Annotated in this window: 17 protein-coding genes; 6 read left to right on the top strand and 11 right to left on the bottom strand. The window is 66.0% G+C overall.

The window, feature by feature from the left end; translation table 11 throughout:
- Positions 1-40 precede the first annotated feature (40 nt).
- From AC3ITN_RS02180 to tsaD, 6 genes are all read right to left on the bottom strand, one after another.
- Positions 41-658, bottom strand: a complete 618-nt coding sequence (locus AC3ITN_RS02180; protein ID WP_489391919.1) for a hypothetical protein — start codon at positions 656-658, stop codon at positions 41-43.
- Positions 659-752: 94 nt separating this feature from the next.
- Positions 753-2,927 (bottom strand): glycoside hydrolase family 3 N-terminal domain-containing protein, encoded by a 2,175-nt coding sequence (locus AC3ITN_RS02175; RefSeq protein ID WP_489391918.1) that lies wholly within the window; start codon positions 2,925-2,927, stop codon positions 753-755.
- Positions 2,928-3,065: 138 nt separating this feature from the next.
- Positions 3,066-4,340, bottom strand: a complete 1,275-nt coding sequence (locus AC3ITN_RS02170) for a mechanosensitive ion channel family protein (RefSeq protein ID WP_489391917.1) — start codon at positions 4,338-4,340, stop codon at positions 3,066-3,068.
- A 65-nt stretch (positions 4,341-4,405) separates the two neighbouring features.
- A complete protein-coding gene (gene folB, locus AC3ITN_RS02165) occupies positions 4,406-4,759 on the bottom strand; it encodes a dihydroneopterin aldolase (RefSeq protein WP_489391916.1) in 354 nt (117 codons plus the stop codon).
- Positions 4,760-4,945: 186 nt separating this feature from the next.
- Positions 4,946-5,140, bottom strand: coding sequence for a hypothetical protein (locus tag AC3ITN_RS02160; RefSeq protein WP_313347749.1), 195 nt, complete (start codon positions 5,138-5,140; stop codon positions 4,946-4,948).
- Between the two features lie 93 nt (positions 5,141-5,233).
- Positions 5,234-6,259 (bottom strand): tRNA (adenosine(37)-N6)-threonylcarbamoyltransferase complex transferase subunit TsaD, encoded by a 1,026-nt coding sequence (gene tsaD / locus AC3ITN_RS02155; RefSeq protein ID WP_489391915.1) that lies wholly within the window; start codon positions 6,257-6,259, stop codon positions 5,234-5,236.
- Between the two features lie 167 nt (positions 6,260-6,426).
- On the opposite strand from tsaD, the gene rpsU reads away from it, so the two are divergent.
- The 5 genes from rpsU (at position 6,427) to AC3ITN_RS02130 (ending at position 11,147) form a co-directional block, all read left to right on the top strand.
- Positions 6,427-6,642 carry a 30S ribosomal protein S21 gene (gene rpsU / locus AC3ITN_RS02150; protein WP_002808376.1) on the top strand — a complete coding sequence of 72 codons (216 nt, stop codon included), beginning with the start codon at positions 6,427-6,429 and terminating at the stop codon, positions 6,640-6,642.
- Between the two features lie 136 nt (positions 6,643-6,778).
- Positions 6,779-7,225 carry a GatB/YqeY domain-containing protein gene (locus AC3ITN_RS02145; protein ID WP_489391914.1) on the top strand — a complete coding sequence of 149 codons (447 nt, stop codon included), beginning with the start codon at positions 6,779-6,781 and terminating at the stop codon, positions 7,223-7,225.
- A gap of 156 nt (positions 7,226-7,381) precedes the next feature.
- Positions 7,382-8,332, top strand: a complete 951-nt coding sequence (locus AC3ITN_RS02140; RefSeq protein WP_313347746.1) for a YihY/virulence factor BrkB family protein — start codon at positions 7,382-7,384, stop codon at positions 8,330-8,332.
- 65 nt (positions 8,333-8,397) lie between these two features.
- Positions 8,398-10,125, top strand: coding sequence for a DNA primase (gene dnaG / locus AC3ITN_RS02135; protein WP_489391913.1), 1,728 nt, complete (start codon positions 8,398-8,400; stop codon positions 10,123-10,125).
- A 41-nt stretch (positions 10,126-10,166) separates the two neighbouring features.
- On the top strand, positions 10,167-11,147 hold the full coding sequence (locus AC3ITN_RS02130) for a bile acid:sodium symporter family protein (RefSeq protein ID WP_489391912.1): 981 nt from the start codon (positions 10,167-10,169) through the stop codon (positions 11,145-11,147).
- A gap of 195 nt (positions 11,148-11,342) precedes the next feature.
- Here AC3ITN_RS02130 and AC3ITN_RS02125 read toward each other — a convergent pair whose 3' ends face one another.
- Both AC3ITN_RS02125 and AC3ITN_RS02120 read right to left on the bottom strand, forming a co-directional pair.
- Positions 11,343-12,083 carry a hypothetical protein gene (locus tag AC3ITN_RS02125; protein WP_489391911.1) on the bottom strand — a complete coding sequence of 247 codons (741 nt, stop codon included), beginning with the start codon at positions 12,081-12,083 and terminating at the stop codon, positions 11,343-11,345.
- Positions 12,084-12,088: 5 nt separating this feature from the next.
- Positions 12,089-12,388, bottom strand: coding sequence for a hypothetical protein (locus tag AC3ITN_RS02120; protein ID WP_489391910.1), 300 nt, complete (start codon positions 12,386-12,388; stop codon positions 12,089-12,091).
- Positions 12,389-12,964: 576 nt separating this feature from the next.
- On the opposite strand from AC3ITN_RS02120, the gene AC3ITN_RS02115 reads away from it, so the two are divergent.
- Positions 12,965-13,798, top strand: coding sequence for a calcium-binding protein (locus tag AC3ITN_RS02115; protein WP_489391909.1), 834 nt, complete (start codon positions 12,965-12,967; stop codon positions 13,796-13,798).
- Between the two features lie 71 nt (positions 13,799-13,869).
- On the opposite strand, the gene cyoE is transcribed toward AC3ITN_RS02115, so the two are convergent.
- The 3 genes from cyoE to AC3ITN_RS02100 are packed head-to-tail and all read right to left on the bottom strand — an operon-like array spanning position 13,870 to position 16,536.
- Positions 13,870-14,757, bottom strand: a complete 888-nt coding sequence (cyoE, locus tag AC3ITN_RS02110; protein ID WP_489391908.1) for a heme o synthase — start codon at positions 14,755-14,757, stop codon at positions 13,870-13,872.
- The gene (locus AC3ITN_RS02105) at positions 14,754-15,950 is read right to left on the bottom strand and encodes a COX15/CtaA family protein (protein WP_489391907.1); all 1,197 of its coding nucleotides are present in this window, start codon (positions 15,948-15,950) and stop codon (positions 14,754-14,756) included. The genes cyoE and AC3ITN_RS02105 overlap by 4 nt, the downstream gene beginning before the upstream one ends.
- A gap of 10 nt (positions 15,951-15,960) precedes the next feature.
- The gene (locus AC3ITN_RS02100) at positions 15,961-16,536 is read right to left on the bottom strand and encodes a hypothetical protein (RefSeq protein WP_489391906.1); all 576 of its coding nucleotides are present in this window, start codon (positions 16,534-16,536) and stop codon (positions 15,961-15,963) included.
- Positions 16,537-16,540 lie beyond the last annotated feature (4 nt).

Genomic DNA, 16,540 nt, shown 5'->3' with positions numbered 1-16,540 from the left:
TCATCGGCAGGTGCGGACCGTTGGTCCGCACGCCGTTGCGTCATTCGCCGATGTTGTTGACCTTCACCTCGGCCTTGGCGCAGTCCTTGTCCAGGCACTTGCCGTTGATCCACACCTCGCCCTGGCCCAGCATCACGCCCTGCCAGTTGACGAACAAGGTGTCGAACTTCTGCGCCGCGATCAGCGTGGCCAGCGGCGGCGTCACGATCGTGTCGTAGTCGCGCTGGAACGTGGCCGCATCGGCGATCTTCCGGCTCTTGCCAGCGATGCTGACCCGCACCGGATACCGCATCAGGCCGGCCACTGCGGCCCGGTCGCCCGCCGCTACGCCGCGCTGCAGCTCGTTGAACACGCTCTCGTACTGATCGGCATCGCCCAGCAGTCGGGTAATGCGCTCACGTGCGTCGCCCTCGGCCGCTGCCGTGGCGGGCGTCGCGGCCGAATCGGTGCCTGCTACGGGCGGCGCCGTATCCGGCGTGGCGGCGGTGCTGGGTTCCACCGCATCCGGCGACAACCCCGCCTGCGGCGCGTCTTCGGGCGCCGTGGCGGTCGTGGCCGGTGGTGAGGTCGCAGGCGCGGCAGCGTCATTGGCCGGCGCGTTGGGCTGGCTGCAGGCAGCCAGCATCAGCGTGGGAAGCAGGATCTTGATCAGGCGCATGCGCACGGCTCCATCGGTATCACGAAGGCGCCAGCGTAGCCGGTGAGGCGTGGAATACCGATGACGGTAGTGCCAGGCCCTGCCTGGCAGTACGTCAACCGGCCAGCAGCTCGAAGATGACCGCTTCGCCGCTCGCGGACGATGCGCACACCCACAGCTCGAACTGCCCCGGCTCCGCACGGAACACGCCATCGCGGCCGGTGAACCCCAGCGCATGGCGGTCCAGCGTGAAGCGCACCTGCGTGCTTTCGCCCGGCTGCAGCGCCACCTTGCGGAAGTCCTTCAGCTCACGCACCGGCCGCACGCGGCTGGCCACACGGTCGTGGATGTACAGCTGCACCACTTCCTCGCCGGCGACCGCGCCGGTGTTGGTCAGGGTGGTGCTGATCTCCAGCGTGTCATTCCAGCCCAGCGAGGCGCTGCTCAGCTGCGGCACGCCGTAACCGAAGGTGGTGTAGCCGATGCCGTGGCCGAACGGGTACAGCGCCGCGTTCGGAATCTCGCGCCAGCGTGCCTTGAACTCGGACATGGTGGGCAGCTCGGGGCGGCCGGTACGCGCGTGGTTGTAGAAGAACGGCTGCTGGCCGGACACCTGCGGAAAGCTCACCGGCAGGCGGCCGGAGGGGTTGTAGTCCCCGAACAGCACGTCGGCCACGGCCGGTCCGGTCTGGGTGCCCAGGTACCAGGTAATGGCCACGGCGTGCGCATTGCGCACCGCGCCCTGCAGTGCCAGCGCGCGGCCGTTGCGCAGCAGCACCACCAGCGGCTTGCCGGTCATGGCCACCGCTTCGGCCAGCGCCTGCTGCGCCGGCGGCAGGGTGATTTCCACCCGCGACTGCGCCTCGCCGCTGTAACGCTGCGGCTCGCCCAGCGCCAGCACCACGACGTCGGCGCGCAGCGCGGCAGCCACCGCCTGTTCGATACCGTCCTGCACGGCCGCTTCCAGATCACAGCCCGGCACGATCTCCAGCAGGCTCTCATCGCTGATGGCCGCACGCACGCCGGCCTCCAGGGTGACGTAGCGCGACTTGTCGCCGAACAGCGTCCAGCAGCCTTCGATGTTGTCGCGGTCCTGCACGAACGGCCCGATCAGCGCGATCTTCTGCCCATTCCTGCGCAGCGGCAGCACGTTGTTGTCATTCTTCAGCAGCACGATCGAGCGGCGCGCGGCATCGCGCGACAGCGCGTCGTGCGCAGCGATGTGCGCGGTATCCGCTTCACGCACCAGGTCCAGCGAACGGTACGGGTCGTCGAACAGGCCGATCGCTTCCTTCAGGTTGAGGATGCGGCGTACCGATTCGTCCAGCGTGGCCATCGGCACTTCGCCACTCTCGATCAGGCCCGGCAGGTGCTCGGCATAGAAGCCGCTCTGCATGCTCAGGTCCAGCCCGGCGGTGAACGCCTTGGCGGTGGCATCGCGGTCGTCGGCCGCGTAGCCGTGCGCCACCAGCTCCATGTCGGCGGTGTAATCGGAAATCACCACGCCCGGGAAGTTCCACTCCCCGCGCAGGATGTCGGTCAGCAGCTCGGCGTTGGCGCTGGCGGGCACGCCGTTGATGTCGTTGAAGGACGACATGACGGTGAGCGCGCCGGCGTCGAAGGCGGCCTTGAACGGCGGCAGGTGCACGTCGCGCAGGGTCTGCGGCGAGATGTCCACCATGTTGTATTCCATGCCGGCCATCACCGCACCGTAGGCGGCGAAGTGCTTGGGCGTGGCCAGCAGCGCGTCGGCCGCGCGCAGGTCCGGGCCCTGGAAGCCGCGCACGCGGGCGGCGGCGAACGCACAGCCCAGCACCACGTCTTCGCCGGCGCCTTCGGCACCCCGGCCCCAGCGCTGGTCACGGGCAATGTCCACGGCCGGGGCATAGGTCCAGTGCAGGCCGGCCGCCGTCGCTTCGATGGCGGTGGCGCGGGCGGTGCGTTCGGCCAGGTCCGGCTCGAAGCTGGCGGCTTCGCCCAGCGGGATCGGGAACACGGTGCGCATGCCGTGGATGACGTCGGCGGCCAGGATCACCGGAATACGCAGGCGGCTCTCTTCCAGCGCCACCTGCTGGATGCGGCGGCCGGCTTCCACGCCCACGCCGTTGAACAGCGAGCCCACCTTGCCCTCGCGCACCTGCTGCAGCACCTGGTCGGCGTTGCTGACGTTGGCTTCGGGGTTCACGTCCGGGGCGAACGGCCGGACCATGTCCGCGAACACACCCAGCTGGCCGACTTTTTCTTCGACGGTCATCTGGGCAATGAGGGTTTCGATGCGATCGGAGGCCACCGGCTATCCTTATGAAAACGTTTACAAGGCCGGGATTCTAGCGTTCCCGGACCCGTTGTGAATGATTTTGGCGTTCATTTTTCTTCCCCGGGGGGAATTCCCTGACGTTGCTCACGCTTCGCCGGGCAGCAGGGGAGCTTACTCTGCGCCGCCCCGCTGCTGCTGCGCGGCCATCAACATGGCATCGCTGGAGGCCTGGAACACCCGCAACCCGAACGCCGGCAGGATCGCCAGCAGGTGGTCGAACACATCCGACTGGATGCCTTCGTAGCCGGCCCAGGCCGTGGTGCGCGTGAAGCAGTACACCTCCAGCGGCAGGCCTTCGGTGGTCGGTTGCAGCTGCCGTACCAGCAGGGTCATGTCCGTATGGATCCCGGGGTGCTGGCGCAGGTAGCGTTCCACATAGGCGCGGAAGGTGCCCAGGTTGGTGACCCGGCGCGCGTTGATCGCCGCCACGCCCTTGGCCTGCAGCTCGGTGTTCCACTGCGCCAGTTCGGCCTGCTTGTCGCGCAGGTAGTCGCTCAGCAGGGCGAACTGTTCCAGCCGCGCCAGGCCCGGCGCGTCCACGAAGCCCACGCTGTGCTGGTCCAGGTAGAGCGCGCGCTTGATCCGGCGCCCGCCGGCTTCCTGCATGCCGCGCCAGTTCTTGAACGACTCGGTGACCAGCTTCTTGGTCGGGATGGTGGTGATGGTCTTGTCGAAGTTCTGCACGGTAATGGTGTGCAGCGCGATATCGATGACATCGCCATCGGCGTTCTGGCTGGGCATCTCGATCCAGTCGCCCAGCCGCACGCGCCCATCGCCACTGATCTGCACGCTGGCCACCAGCGACAGGATGGTGTCCTGGAAGATCAGCATCAGCACCGCGGTGGCCGCGCCCAGGCCGGTGACCAGCGGGCCGAGCTTCACGCCCAGCAGGGTGGCGACGATAGACAAGCCGGCGATGACGAAGACCACGATCTTCACTACCTGCAGGTAGCCCTTGATCGGCTTGTTGCGGGAGTCGGGGCGGCGTTCGTACAGCTCGTTGGCCGCATCCAGCGCGTGCGAGACGGCCAGCGCCACGGTCAGGATGGCCCACGCCCGGCACGCGCCCACCACGAACAGCACCAGTTCCGGCGGCAGGTCGGGGACGATGCGGATGCCGGCGGCGATGACCATGCTGGGCACCACGTTCGCCAGGCGCGAGATCACCCGCAGGTTGCTGCCGCCCTCGGGGCCGGCGGTGTTGCCCGGCAGGCGGCGGACCAGCCGTCGCAGGCCGCGCAGCAGGACCTTTTTGGTCACGAAGTTCGCCAGCCAGGCGGCCAGCGCCAGGGCGCAGAGCACCAGCGCGCTGTAGGCCCAGGGCCAGGGTTCGAGGGTGTCCTGCAGGTTTTCCAGAAACTGTACGGCGATTACGGCGTCTACCATCGTGTGTCGATTTCTCTCGGGCGTGCGGGGGCCTGCCAGCGGCAGGCGCTACCGGGGGTGTGGCGTCAGGCGGCGCTGCGTTCGATGATCACGCCCACGGCCTTGGCGCCGCGCACGGCACCGGGCTTGCTCAGCTTCAGGCGCAGCCATTGCACGTTGAATTCGCGCAGCACGATCTCGGCGATGCGCTCGGCGAGGGTTTCCACCAGGCCAAAGTCGGACTCACGCACGAACTGCTCGATGCGTTTGCTCACGGCCTTGTAGTTGAGGGTATCGGCGATGTCGTCGCTGGCGGCCGGGACGCGGTTGTCGAAGCCCATTTCCAGGTCGAAACGCAGGGTCTGGCGGATCCGCCGTTCCCAATCGTAGATCCCGATCAGGGCATCGATCTCAAGCCCTTCGATGAATACCTTGTCCATAGGAGTGCCACGTGAAAGATGGCGACCATGGTAACGGGGCGGGGCAGAACGTGCCTGGAACCGGTGCTTGACGGGCCCTGCGCCGGGGTCAATCCACTCTGGACGTTACTTCATATTCGAATACGTCAGATGCCAGGTTCAGGACACCGATGCGCGTGCCGTAGGTGACATGCGGCCCGCTCATGACTACCGCCGCTTCAATGAGTTGAAGGCAACCCTACCGGCCTGGTTGATCTGCTCCGAGGTCAACTGAAGCGAGATGGTGCTGCCCGGTGCGCTGCCAATGAAGCGTCCGGTTGCGTGGGCACCGGACATGAGCCGCGTGTTGGCGTCCCTGACGGCGCCGACGGTGACCACCTTCTTGAGATCGATTTTGAACATGATCACTCCTCGTTCCCAACAGCATGCGGCGCGGGCGCGGACAAAACTGCTGGCACCATCTCAGTATCAAAGGAATCGATGGAACTGCCGCCCCTACACCGCCGGCAGCGTCGCCATGTCCCAGCGCGGGGTGACCTGCACCTGCGGCGGGTTGTGCTGGCCCGCTTCCAGGCGCAGCGCGCCGGCGAAGGCGATCATGGCGCCGTTGTCGGTGCACAACGACGGGCGCGGGAAGCAGGCACGGCCGCCACGACGCTCTGCCATCTGCTGCAGCCTGGCCCGCAGGCGCTTGTTGGCGCCCACGCCACCGGCCACGACGATCACGTCGGTGCCGGCCGCATCCAGCGCGCGCTCGCATTTGATCGCCAGGGTCTCGACCACGGCATCTTCGAAGCCGCGGGCGATGTCGGCGCGGGTCTGCTCGCTCTGGTCGCTGTCGCGCCAGGCCAGCAGCACCTGGGTCTTCAGGCCGGAGAAGCTGAAATCCAGCCCCGGTCGGTCGGTCATGGGGCGGGTGAACCTGAACTTTCCCGCCGTACCGCGTTCAGCCAGGGCGGCCAGCTGGGGCCCCCCCGGGTAAGGCAGGCCCATCAGCTTGGCGGTCTTGTCGAAGGCTTCGCCAGCCGCGTCGTCCAGGGTCTCGCCCAGCAGCCGGTACTGACCGATCCGGTCAACCGCCACCAGCTGGGTGTGACCACCGGACACCAGCAGCGCCACGAACGGCGGCTCCGGCGGGTCTTCTTCCATCAGCGGGGCCAGCAGGTGGCCTTCCATATGATGTACGCCGACCGCAGGCACCTCCAACGCCCACGCCAGCGAACGGGCCACGCCGGCGCCGACCAGCAGCGCGCCGACCAGGCCCGGACCGGCGGTGTAGGCCACCCCGTCGATGTCGCCCACGCCCAACCCGGCCTCGGCCAGGGTCTGGCGGATCAGTGGCAGCAGCTTGCGCACGTGGTCGCGGCTGGCCAGCTCGGGCACCACCCCGCCGTATTCGGCGTGAAGGGCGATCTGGCTGTAGACCGTGTGGGCGCGCAGGGCGTCGCTACCGGTGCGGGAGGTGTCATACACCGCCACGCCGGTCTCATCGCAGGAAGATTCGATACCAAGTACTCGCATAACCGGTATTATGGACCCCTTGAGGCCTTGGCAGATGTACCGCCGACGTGCCCTTCACTACCTCAGGCCAGGAATTTTGCCGGGGTGGGTTGCAACTTCTTTTGTCGCCGCTATAATGTGCGGCTCTCACCGGGCGTGACCCGGTTCTACTGTGTCCCGGAGATTCCATGCCCAGCGTTAAAGTCCGCGAGAACGAGCCCTTCGAGTTTGCGCTCCGTCGCTTCAAGCGCACCTGCGAAAAGGCCGGCGTGCTGGCCGAAACCCGCAAGCGCGAGTTCTACGAAAAGCCGACCCAGGAGCGTAAGCGTAAGGCTGCTGCTGCTGTGAAGCGTCAGCTGCGCCGCTCGTCGCGCGACGTCACCAAGCGTCAGCGCCTGTACTGATCGGACGCAACTTCGATGCGGCAGGCCTGGCCTGTCGCGGCGGAGCCGAAGCCGGAACGCGCAAGCGTTACCGGCTTTTTGCGTTTCCATCGGTCGCGCGCCCTTGCCCCACCCTTTCACCGACACGAGGTGTTTCATGAGCCTGAAGCAGCAGCTCACCGATGACATGAAGGCCGCCATGAAGGCGGGCGAAAAGCACAAGCTTTCCGTGATCCGCCTGATCAACGCGGACATCCAGCGGCGCGAAGTGGACGAGCGCATCACGCTCGACGACGCCGCCGTGATTGCCGTGCTGGACAAGATGGTCAAGCAGCGCAAGGACTCGATCACCCAGTTCGAAGCGGCCAACCGTGAAGACCTGGCCCAGATCGAGCGCGACGAGCTGGTCATCATCGATACCTACCTGCCGGCCAAGATGGGCGAAGCCGAGATCGTGGCCGCCATCCAGGCCGCCATTGCCGAAACCGGCGCCACCAGCGCGGCCGACATGGGCAAGCTGATGGGCGCGCTGAAGCCGAAGCTGGCCGGTCAGGCCGACATGGGCCTGGTGTCCAAGCTGGTCAAGCAGCAGCTGGCCGCTTGAGTGCACGAGGGACACGACCCACGGTATGCCCGCGCTGCGCGTGTGCCTACCGTCGGTCGATCCCCGCGCTAGGCGCCGACCGCTGGTCGGTGCACGCGGCACGCCACCGCACGCGTTTCACCCGGCCTTCGACCCGGGCCTGCTAGAAATCCAGGCATGTCTTCGCTGCCTCCTTCCCCCACGCCCACGCCCGCACACCCGCACAGCGGCGTTCCGCCCCGCCTGCGCAAGTACGTGGACCGGCTCGAACGCAGCTTCCCGGTCGCGGTAGGCAAGCGCTTCGTCGAGATCGACGTTCTCACCCAGGCCGCCTCGGTCTCCTTCTACGCCCTGCTGTCGATGGCACCGCTGCTGGTGCTGCTGTTGTGGCTGACCGCCTCGCTGTACCCGCCCGCGCAACAGGCGCTGATCGGCCAGATCAGCGATGTGGCCGGCAGCAGTGCGGCCACGGTGGCCGATACGGTGCTGCAGAACGCCGACAACCAGCCGGACGTGGGTTCCCTGGCCGGCCTGTGGAGCACGCTGCTGCTGTTCATCGGCGCCACCGCCGTATTCGCGCAGCTGCAGAACGCACTGAACCTCATCTTCAACACCAGCGGCGAACGCCTGGATGGGATCGTGGCCTGGCTGCGCAAACGTGTGTTCTCGTTTGGCGTGGTGCTGGCGCTGGGGTTCCTGCTGATCCTGTCGATGACCGCCACCACCATGCTGCAGGTGGCCTTCGCGCAGCTGCCCTCGGTGCTGCCCGCCATCGGCTACCTGACCAGCCTGCTGCTGTACACGGTCGGCTTCGCCTTCCTCTACCACTACCTGCCCGACCGCCGCGTGGCATGGCGACAGGCCTTCATCGGTGGGGCGATCACCGCTGCGCTGTTCGCGCTGGGGCGGTATGCGATCGGGTTGTACATCGCCACGGTGGCGCCCGGCAGTGCTTACGGCTCCATGGGCGCGCTGGTGATCTCGCTGGTCTGGATCTACTACGCCACGGTGGTGTTCTTCGTGGGCGCGCTGATGACCGCCGTGATCGATGAGCGCCTGCGTGCACGCGTCCACCTGGCCGAAGCCGGGATCGTCCCGCCGAAACCGGGCGAAGGCAGCGCCAGCTAGTAGACTAGTGGGGTCCCCCGCTTCCGTGCGTGGCCGTTGCCGGTCACGCCCCCTGCCTGCTGCCCATGGCCCGTATCCCCGACGCGTTCATCGACGACCTGCTGGCCCGCTCCGACATCGTCGAAGTGGTGGGCAGTCGCGTGCCGCTGAAGCGACAGGGCAAGGAATATTCGGCGCGCTGCCCGTTCCATGACGAGCGATCGGCGTCGTTCACGGTCTCACCCACCAAGCAGTTCTACCACTGCTTTGGCTGCGGGGCGCACGGCACCGCGATCAGCTTCCTGATGAACTACGACCGCCTGGAGTTCCTCGACGCCGTCGACGAGCTGGCCAAGCGGGTCGGCATGGAAGTGCCGCGCGACACCCAGCCGCGCACCGCGCAGCAGCAGGATGACAGCCGCGACCTCTATTCCGCACTCGACGCCACCACGCGCTTCTTCCAGAAGGCGCTGGAAGGCAGCGACAAGGCCCGCGCCTACCTGGACCAGCGCGGCGTGGACGAGGAGAACCGCACGCGGTTTGCCATCGGCTACGCGCCGGATGGCTACAGCGCGCTGAAGGATGCACTGGGCAAGGACGAGCGGCGCATGAAGCTGCTCGACCGTGCCGGCATGTTCTCCAAGAACGACCGCGGCCACGTCTACGACAAGTTCCGCGACCGGGTGATGTTCCCGATCTTCGACCGCCGTGGCCGCGTGATCGCCTACGGCGGCCGGGTGATGGAGAAGGACGACGGCCCGAAATACCTCAATTCGCCGGAAACCGCGCTGTTCCACAAGGGACGCGAGCTGTACGGCCTGTGGCAGGTGCGCCAGGCCAACCAGAAGATCGAGCGGTTGATCGTGGTCGAGGGCTACATGGACGTGGTCTCGCTGTTCCAGTTCGGGGTTACCCAGGCGGTGGCCACGCTGGGCACGGCCACGACGCCGGAACACGCCGAGCTGCTGTTCCGCAACGCGCCGGACGTGTTCTTCTGCTTCGACGGTGACGCCGCCGGCCGCCGCGCCGGCTGGCGCGCGCTGGAGTCGGTGCTGCCGCGCATGAAGGACGGGCGCCAGGCGTTCTTCCTGTTCCTGCCCGATGGCGAAGACCCCGACACCATCGTCCGCAAGGAAGGCAAGGAAGGCTTCGACGAACGCCTCAAGCAGGCCACGCCACTGTCGCAGTTCTTCTTCGATGAACTTACCCGCGAGGTCAACATGACCACGCTGGACGGCAAGGCGCGCCTGGCCGAGCGCGCACGCCCGATGCTGGCGCAGATTCCGGACGGCGCCTTCGGCGACCTGATGAAGCAGCAGCTGGCCACGTTGACCGGGCTGGGCAACAACACGACGGCCGCACCGGCACAGCGCCCGCCGCCGCGCGCGGTCGCCCCGGCGCAGCGGCGCAGCCTGGTGCGCGCGGCCATTGCGATCCTGCTGCAGCAGCCCTCGCTGGCCATGACCCTGGAAGGCCACCACTTCGGCGGCCTGCGCCTGCCGGGCGTGGAATTGCTGATCGAACTGCTGACCCTGGTCGAGCAGCGCCCGGACATCAGGACCGGTGCACTGCTGGAGCATTTCGACGGTCGTGAAGAGCAGGAATCGCTGCACAAGCTGGCCGCGCAGACACTGGCCGGCGACGAAGCCAGCTGGACCGAGGAGCTGCACGACGCAGTGGTGCAGATGGAGAAGCAGCTGCTGCTCCAGCGGATCGATGACCTTAACGCCAAGCAGCGACAACACGGCTTGGACGATACTGACAAGTACGAGATGCGCGAGCTGCTGAAGGCCCGTGCAAGCCTGCGTCTGTAGCGACGCACCACCGCCCCCTGCTCTACAGGAGCCTGCCCACCATGACCCGCTGGTGGTCGCGCCTGCGACCGGACAACTTCACCCTCGCCCTGCTCTGCACCGTGCTGCTGGCGTCGTTCCTGCCGATGCACGGCGCCGCCGCGATGGTGCTGGACGATGTCACCGATGTGGCCATTGCCGCGCTGTTCTTCCTGCACGGCGCGCGGCTGTCGCGCGAGTCCATCGTGGCGGGCATGCTGCACTGGCGGCTGCACCTCACCATCCTGGCGTGCACGTTCGCGTTGTTCCCGCTGCTGGGGCTGGCCTTCAAGCCACTGGATGGCTGGCTGCTCACCCCCGAGCTGTACATCGGCGTGCTGTTCCTGTGCGCGCTGCCGTCCACGGTGCAGTCCTCCATTGCGTTCACATCACTGGCGCGTGGCAATGTGCCCGCCGCTGTGTGCAGCGCCTCGCTGTCGAGCATCCTCGGCGTGTTCCTCACCCCGCTGCTGCTAGCCCTGCTGGCCGGCACACAGGGCGGCATGCACAACCCCGGCCAGGCGATCCTTAGCATCATGCTGCAGCTGCTGGTGCCCTTCGTGGCCGGCCACCTGCTGCGCCCGTGGATCGCCGGGTGGGTGGAACGGCAGCGCGCGCTGCTGCGCTACACCGACCAGGGCACGATCCTGCTGGTGGTGTATTCGGCGTTCGGTGAAGCAGTGAACGAAGGGCTGTGGAGCAAGACCCCGCTGCTGTCGCTGCTCACCGTGGCGGTGGTGGCGGCGGTGCTGCTGGGCATCGCCATGCCGACGATTGCATTCCTGTCACGGCGGCTTGGCTTCAACCGCGAAGACCGCATCACCATCCTGTTCTGCGGTTCCAAGAAGAGCCTGGCCACCGGCGTGCCGATGGCCAAGATCCTGTTCGCCGGCGGCAGCCTGGGCGCCATCGTGCTGCCGATCATGATCTACCACCAGATCCAGCTGATCGTCTGCGCGATGATCGCGCAGCGATATGCGCGCGACCCCGTCAACCCGCGGTAGGGTCGCCCGACAGACGACCGCCGATACCGGTGAGCGGCCGATGATGCGCGTGATGCCGAACGACATCGACCGTTTGAGACACTTTCGGCAAAGGTCATGCCGCCATTGCGCTGATCGACGTTATCGGAAGTCGTCTGTCGAGCGACCCTACCGGAGGACAGCACGTGGAAGCGTTGAGCCGTTATCGCCGTCGTATCAATCTTTCACACCAGCGGCGATCTGTTGCAACACGATGGCTTTTTGCGCCACGTCGCCTTCCCCGATAGCGATCAGCGAGTAGGCCTTGTTTTCCCCTGCCCATTCCAACGTTGCGCGGCTGCGCCCGAGATCATCCGAGACTTGTTCCAGCTGCGCAGGCACACCGTTAACGCGGATGTTCTGAAACTCTGCAATCACTTCTACTTTGCTGCCTGGGGCACGAAAGTTGTGTTCATTGAACTCGACGATACCCAGGCCATTCACGCGATAGAAACGGGTTAGACCGGTGGATTTGAGCCCATCCAGTGCGCCGCTTGGCTCCATTCCGATCAGCTCCGCCGCACCGAGAATTGTGCTTTGGAGATCGGATGGCGGCGAAGGCAATCGCCTACGCAGTTCTGCGTTGGAACGTACGGTTCTCGGAAGCGAAGAGGTCAGCTGGCCCTGCGACGGGATCTCGCCATTGGAAACCCGTCGCACTCCGGCTCGACTTAGAGCTATTTCGCTACGGAAGTGTTGCTTGACTTCTTCGGGTGCATCCAACTCAGACAGGGGAATGACCTGATAGGTACCCTGCTCAGACGAGCGGCGCACTCCATTGCTGCTGTCTTCCATTGCGGCGCGCATGGTTCGCTCATTCAACCACTTTCCTACCGCATCCACTTCGTTCTGGGCGCTGAAGCTCGGCGCACTGTACAGCGACGCAGCAATCAGCAACGACACGGCCATAGTATTCATGAAGATCACCATTCGGTCAGATTGCAGTTGACTGCGTAAGTGTTTTCGACATTTACCTTGCCCCTGAAAATCCAAGTGTGGTAGCCCTTCACCGTGATCCGCTCGTTGTGCGACTGGTCGCCCGCGCGAAACCGCCACCAAACCGTTCCATTGTTGGGCGCCCCCAGGGTGTGCCTCGGCTTCAGTTCACCTTGCGCATGATGGGTGCTCGCGGCTGATCCCGGCATTCTCCTGAAAAGCGGCCTGTCATACGTGATTGATTCATTGACGAACAACAGACAGTTGGCACGACTCAGGGCTTTCATCGCAGCAGATGCTTCTGCACTGATGAGTAGGGCAGTAGCCGTCGCGGCTACGACCCCGATGTCTCTTATGGATGGCACTCGAGCTCCATTAGATTGAGCGAGCAAAGTCTCGCGACGTCATTTCTACGGGCTTGTTTCTGATGAAAGTGAGCGCTGTGTATCGTTGTAGGTCGTGCAATCGGTTCCCCACCCCTCGACGCGGGGGTTTCTTACAAGAGACCTTGCCTCAAGCGCCATCCATGTGAGGGGAGTGCCGGCAGGTCGTCTCCCAAATGACACTGCGCATGGATGCAAAGCGGCGCGGTCGCAGGATGCGGAGAAGCGCCCCGCCGGTATCGATGATTGGCGGACGGTAAGCGCGATCACAAACGTAACGGCGCTTACAATGCCCAACGTCGGCAAAGGTCTTGCCTTACCGGACTGGTGGTGTCTGAGTGCAGTCGTTTGGGAAGCGACCCTACCAAGGCACGCCCGGCACTTGGACATCGCGCACCTCACTCCTCACTCCTCGCTTCGAGGCCTTGAGTTTGTCACCGCAGGCACCATTGCTTTCCTGACCAATCACGGAGCGATGGCATGAAACGATGGAGATGGGCGATGGCGATGGCGCTGGCAGCGGCGTTGGCCTGCGCAAGTGCGAGCGCAGCGCCACCCGAAGGCCAGGAAGAGATCGCGGCGCGGATCGTGGCCCACGCCGGCGACCACCGGCTGATCGTACTGGGCGAACTGCACGGCACGCGCGAGACACCGCTTCTGGTGCAGGCGCTGATGGAAACCTATGCGGCCGATGGCCTGCCGGTGCAGCTTGGGATCGAACTGCCCGAGACTGAAAATGCAGCGCTTTCCACCTATCTGGCATCCAACGGCGACGCCGCCGCGCGGCTTGCCGTGCGCGATGGCGACTACTGGCGCGTCCAGAGCCATGTGAATGATGGGCGCCGCAGCCAGGACATGCTGGACCTGATCGAGGCCATTCGAGTGCTGCGTGCGCAGGGCCGCGATGTGCAGGTGTTCGGCGTTGATCGGATTCCGCCGGCAGAGGAGGTCGTCAGTGGCTCGCGGGATGCGGCGATGGCCAGCGTCGTGCGCGAGCGTCATGCGCAGTTGCCTGCATCAGGCCGCCTGCTGGTGCTGGCCGGCAACAACCATGGTTCGCGCGAGCAGCGGAGCCCTCCCACCTTGACGTGGTTGCTCGGCGACCTGCCGCTGTACAACGTCCGCATCGAGGCACGTGGCGGCGCGTTCTGGGGCTGCCAGGGAGATCGTGGTTGCGGCCCGCTGCCGTTGGTCACCTACGACGGCCCGCAACCCAGGCCGTCAACCGCACCTGATCGCAGTTACGACGTGTGGGTATTCCTGCCACGGTTCACCGTGGCCCGATTGCTGGACGCAGACAGCACTTCGCCGTGATGCGGCGGCAGTGACGTTGGGCCCTGGGAGGGTGCCGGCCCAGGCAGGTACCCACCGTTGGTGGGTACGCCCTACAACCAGGGCAACATCCAGTGGTCCACCATCAGGAACGCGAACAGCGCCATCAGGTAGACGATGGAATAGCCGAACATCTTCATCGAGAACAGCTCGTCCGGCGGATTGAGCATGCGCCAGGCGTACCAGAGGAACACGGCGTTGAGCACCACCGCGCCACCCAGATAGAACAGCCCGCTCATGCCCACCACCACCGGCAGGATGCTGACGATGGCCAGGACGATGGAATACACCAGGATCGACTTGCGGGTGTACACCACGCCATGCGTCACCGGCAGCATCGGGATCTTGGCCTTGGCGTAGTCCTCGCGGCGGAAGATCGCCAGCGCCCAGAAATGCGGCGGGGTCCAGATGAAGATGATCAGCACCAGCAGCGACGCGTACGCCCAGTCCCACGGACCCTGCATGCCGGTGATGGCCGCCCAGCCAAGCAGGGGCGGGGTGGCGCCGGCCAGGCCGCCGATGACGATGTTCTGCGAGGTCGCGCGCTTGAGGTAGACGGTGTAGATCACCGCATAGCCGATCAGCGAGGCGAAGGTGAGCACGGCGGTGATGACGTTGACCCACAGCACCAGGATGGTCATCGACAGCACGATCAGCGCGCCGGCAAACACCAGCACCTGCCACGGCTTCACTTTGCCCACCACCAGCGGTCGCCATGAGGTGCGCGCCATCTGCGCGTCGATCTGCGCGTCCAGCAGCTGGTTGATGGCGGCCGCGGCCGAGGCCGCCAGCCAGATGCCGAGGAAGCCGAGCGCACCGCGGATGGCCTGCTCGGCGGTGGGCAACGCGGGAACGGCCAGGAACATGCCCACCAGCGCGGTGAACACGATCAACGCCACGACCTTCGGCTTGGTCAGATCCCAATACTGCCGAACGCTCATGGTGTCGCTCCAGCTGTTTCATCCACCACGTCGGAAGGTGAGCGCAGGCGCGCCATCAGCGTGACCAGCACGAACAGCAGCGCGACCGCGCCACCGCTGTGCGCCACGGCCACTTCCAGCGGCACCGCCAGCTTCACGTTGAGGATGCCCAGGGTGATCTGCAGCACCACCAGCAGACCGAGTGCGCTGGCCCAGCCGCGCATGCTCGGCAGCCGGAACAACCGCACCGACAGCCACAGCAGGTACACGGCCACCACCACGGCAAACATGCGGTGCGCCATCTGGATCGCAATGCGCGACGCGCCATCCAGCACGCCGCCTTCGTAATCCACGCCGATGCCCCGCCACAGCGTGAAGCCTTCCTTGAAGTCGTGCGGCGGCCACCACTGGCTCACGCAACGCGGGAAGTTGTCCAGCGAAGCGCTGCCGCCGCCACAGGCCAAGGCCGCGTAGTTGGCACTGACCCAGCCGCCCAGTGCGATCTGCATCACCAGCACCGCCACGCCGATACGCAGCAGCCACGTCAGCTTCGGCGCTTCCACCAGCGTGATCGGCATGTGCGTGGCACGCCACGCCATCCACACCAGCAAACCAAACATCAGCATGCCGCCGAGCAGATGGCCCATCACCACGATGGGTTTGAGCAGCAGGGTCACCGTCCACATGCCCAGCAGCGCCTGGAAGATCACCACCGCCAGCGTGAGCAGCGCCGCGCGGGCGAGGTCGATGTTGTTCCAGCGCAGCGCGGCGATCAGCAGGATGGCTTCACCGGTGATCGCCAGGATGCTGGCGGACACGTGCATGCCCATCATGTACAGCGGTATGCCGGTGGCCACCAGTACGCAGGCGGTGACCACGGCGGTACTGCCCCAGCGACGGCGGCGGGTGGCCAGCAATGCCAGGGTGAGGATCTCGATGCCGAGCGCGCCGGCCAGGAAACGGTGCACCTGTTCGCGCCACGCCTTGTGCGTTTCCAGCGGGCGGATCTTGGCCGCTTCGTGGCCGATCACCTCCTGCGCATGCTGCGGCCAGGTCACGCGGCCATAGCAGGTGGGCCAGTCCGGGCAGCTCAGGCCGGCATCGGACAGACGCACGAACGAACCGAACATGATCGTGCTGGCCGTCATGATCAGGGCAAACCACGCCAGACGGTGGAAATTGCGATGCAGCGCCGGGCGCGCGGTGGGGTTCATCAAACGGAACTCACTTCAGTTTCAACAGCGTGGCCAGGTCCTTGCGCAGACCGGCCAATTCGAATCCCGGCGCATACCGCATGATCACGAAACCATTGGGGTCGATCACATACACAGGCGTGCCGGCGGCGTCATCCACGGTGGGCAAGGCGGCACGCAGGGTCGGCTGGGGCGCCAGCACGCGCAGGGCGGGAAGGCCCTGGACCTCGGCCGGCGGCGTACCCAGCCACAGGATCTCGACATTATCGGCCCTATGGCCGAACAGCTGCCACACCTTCGCCAATCCCTGCGACAAAGTGACGCACTCGGCCGCACAGCCTGGCGCGGGTGCCACCAGGATGCGCCACACGTGCGATTCGGGGTTCCACGGGTACGGCTGGCCGTTGGCCAGGGTGGGCGGCAGCGCGCGCGCATCCACAGGGGGCTGCAGCAGTTGCCCGGTGTTGCGGTGGGCGGCGGGCTGCCAGCCGGAGAAGCGCAGCACACCGGCCAGCGCCATGGCCCCGAAGAACAGGCCGAACAGCGCGACCAGCATCCAGCGGCCGCGGTTGCGGGCCTTGAGCTGTTCCGGGGTGATGGCATTCATGCGT

This window comes from Stenotrophomonas sp. KH_036_B, from assembly GCF_057839485.1.
Note: the sequence above shows the minus strand (reverse complement) of the source record. Positions and strands in the feature narration are given on the sequence as shown.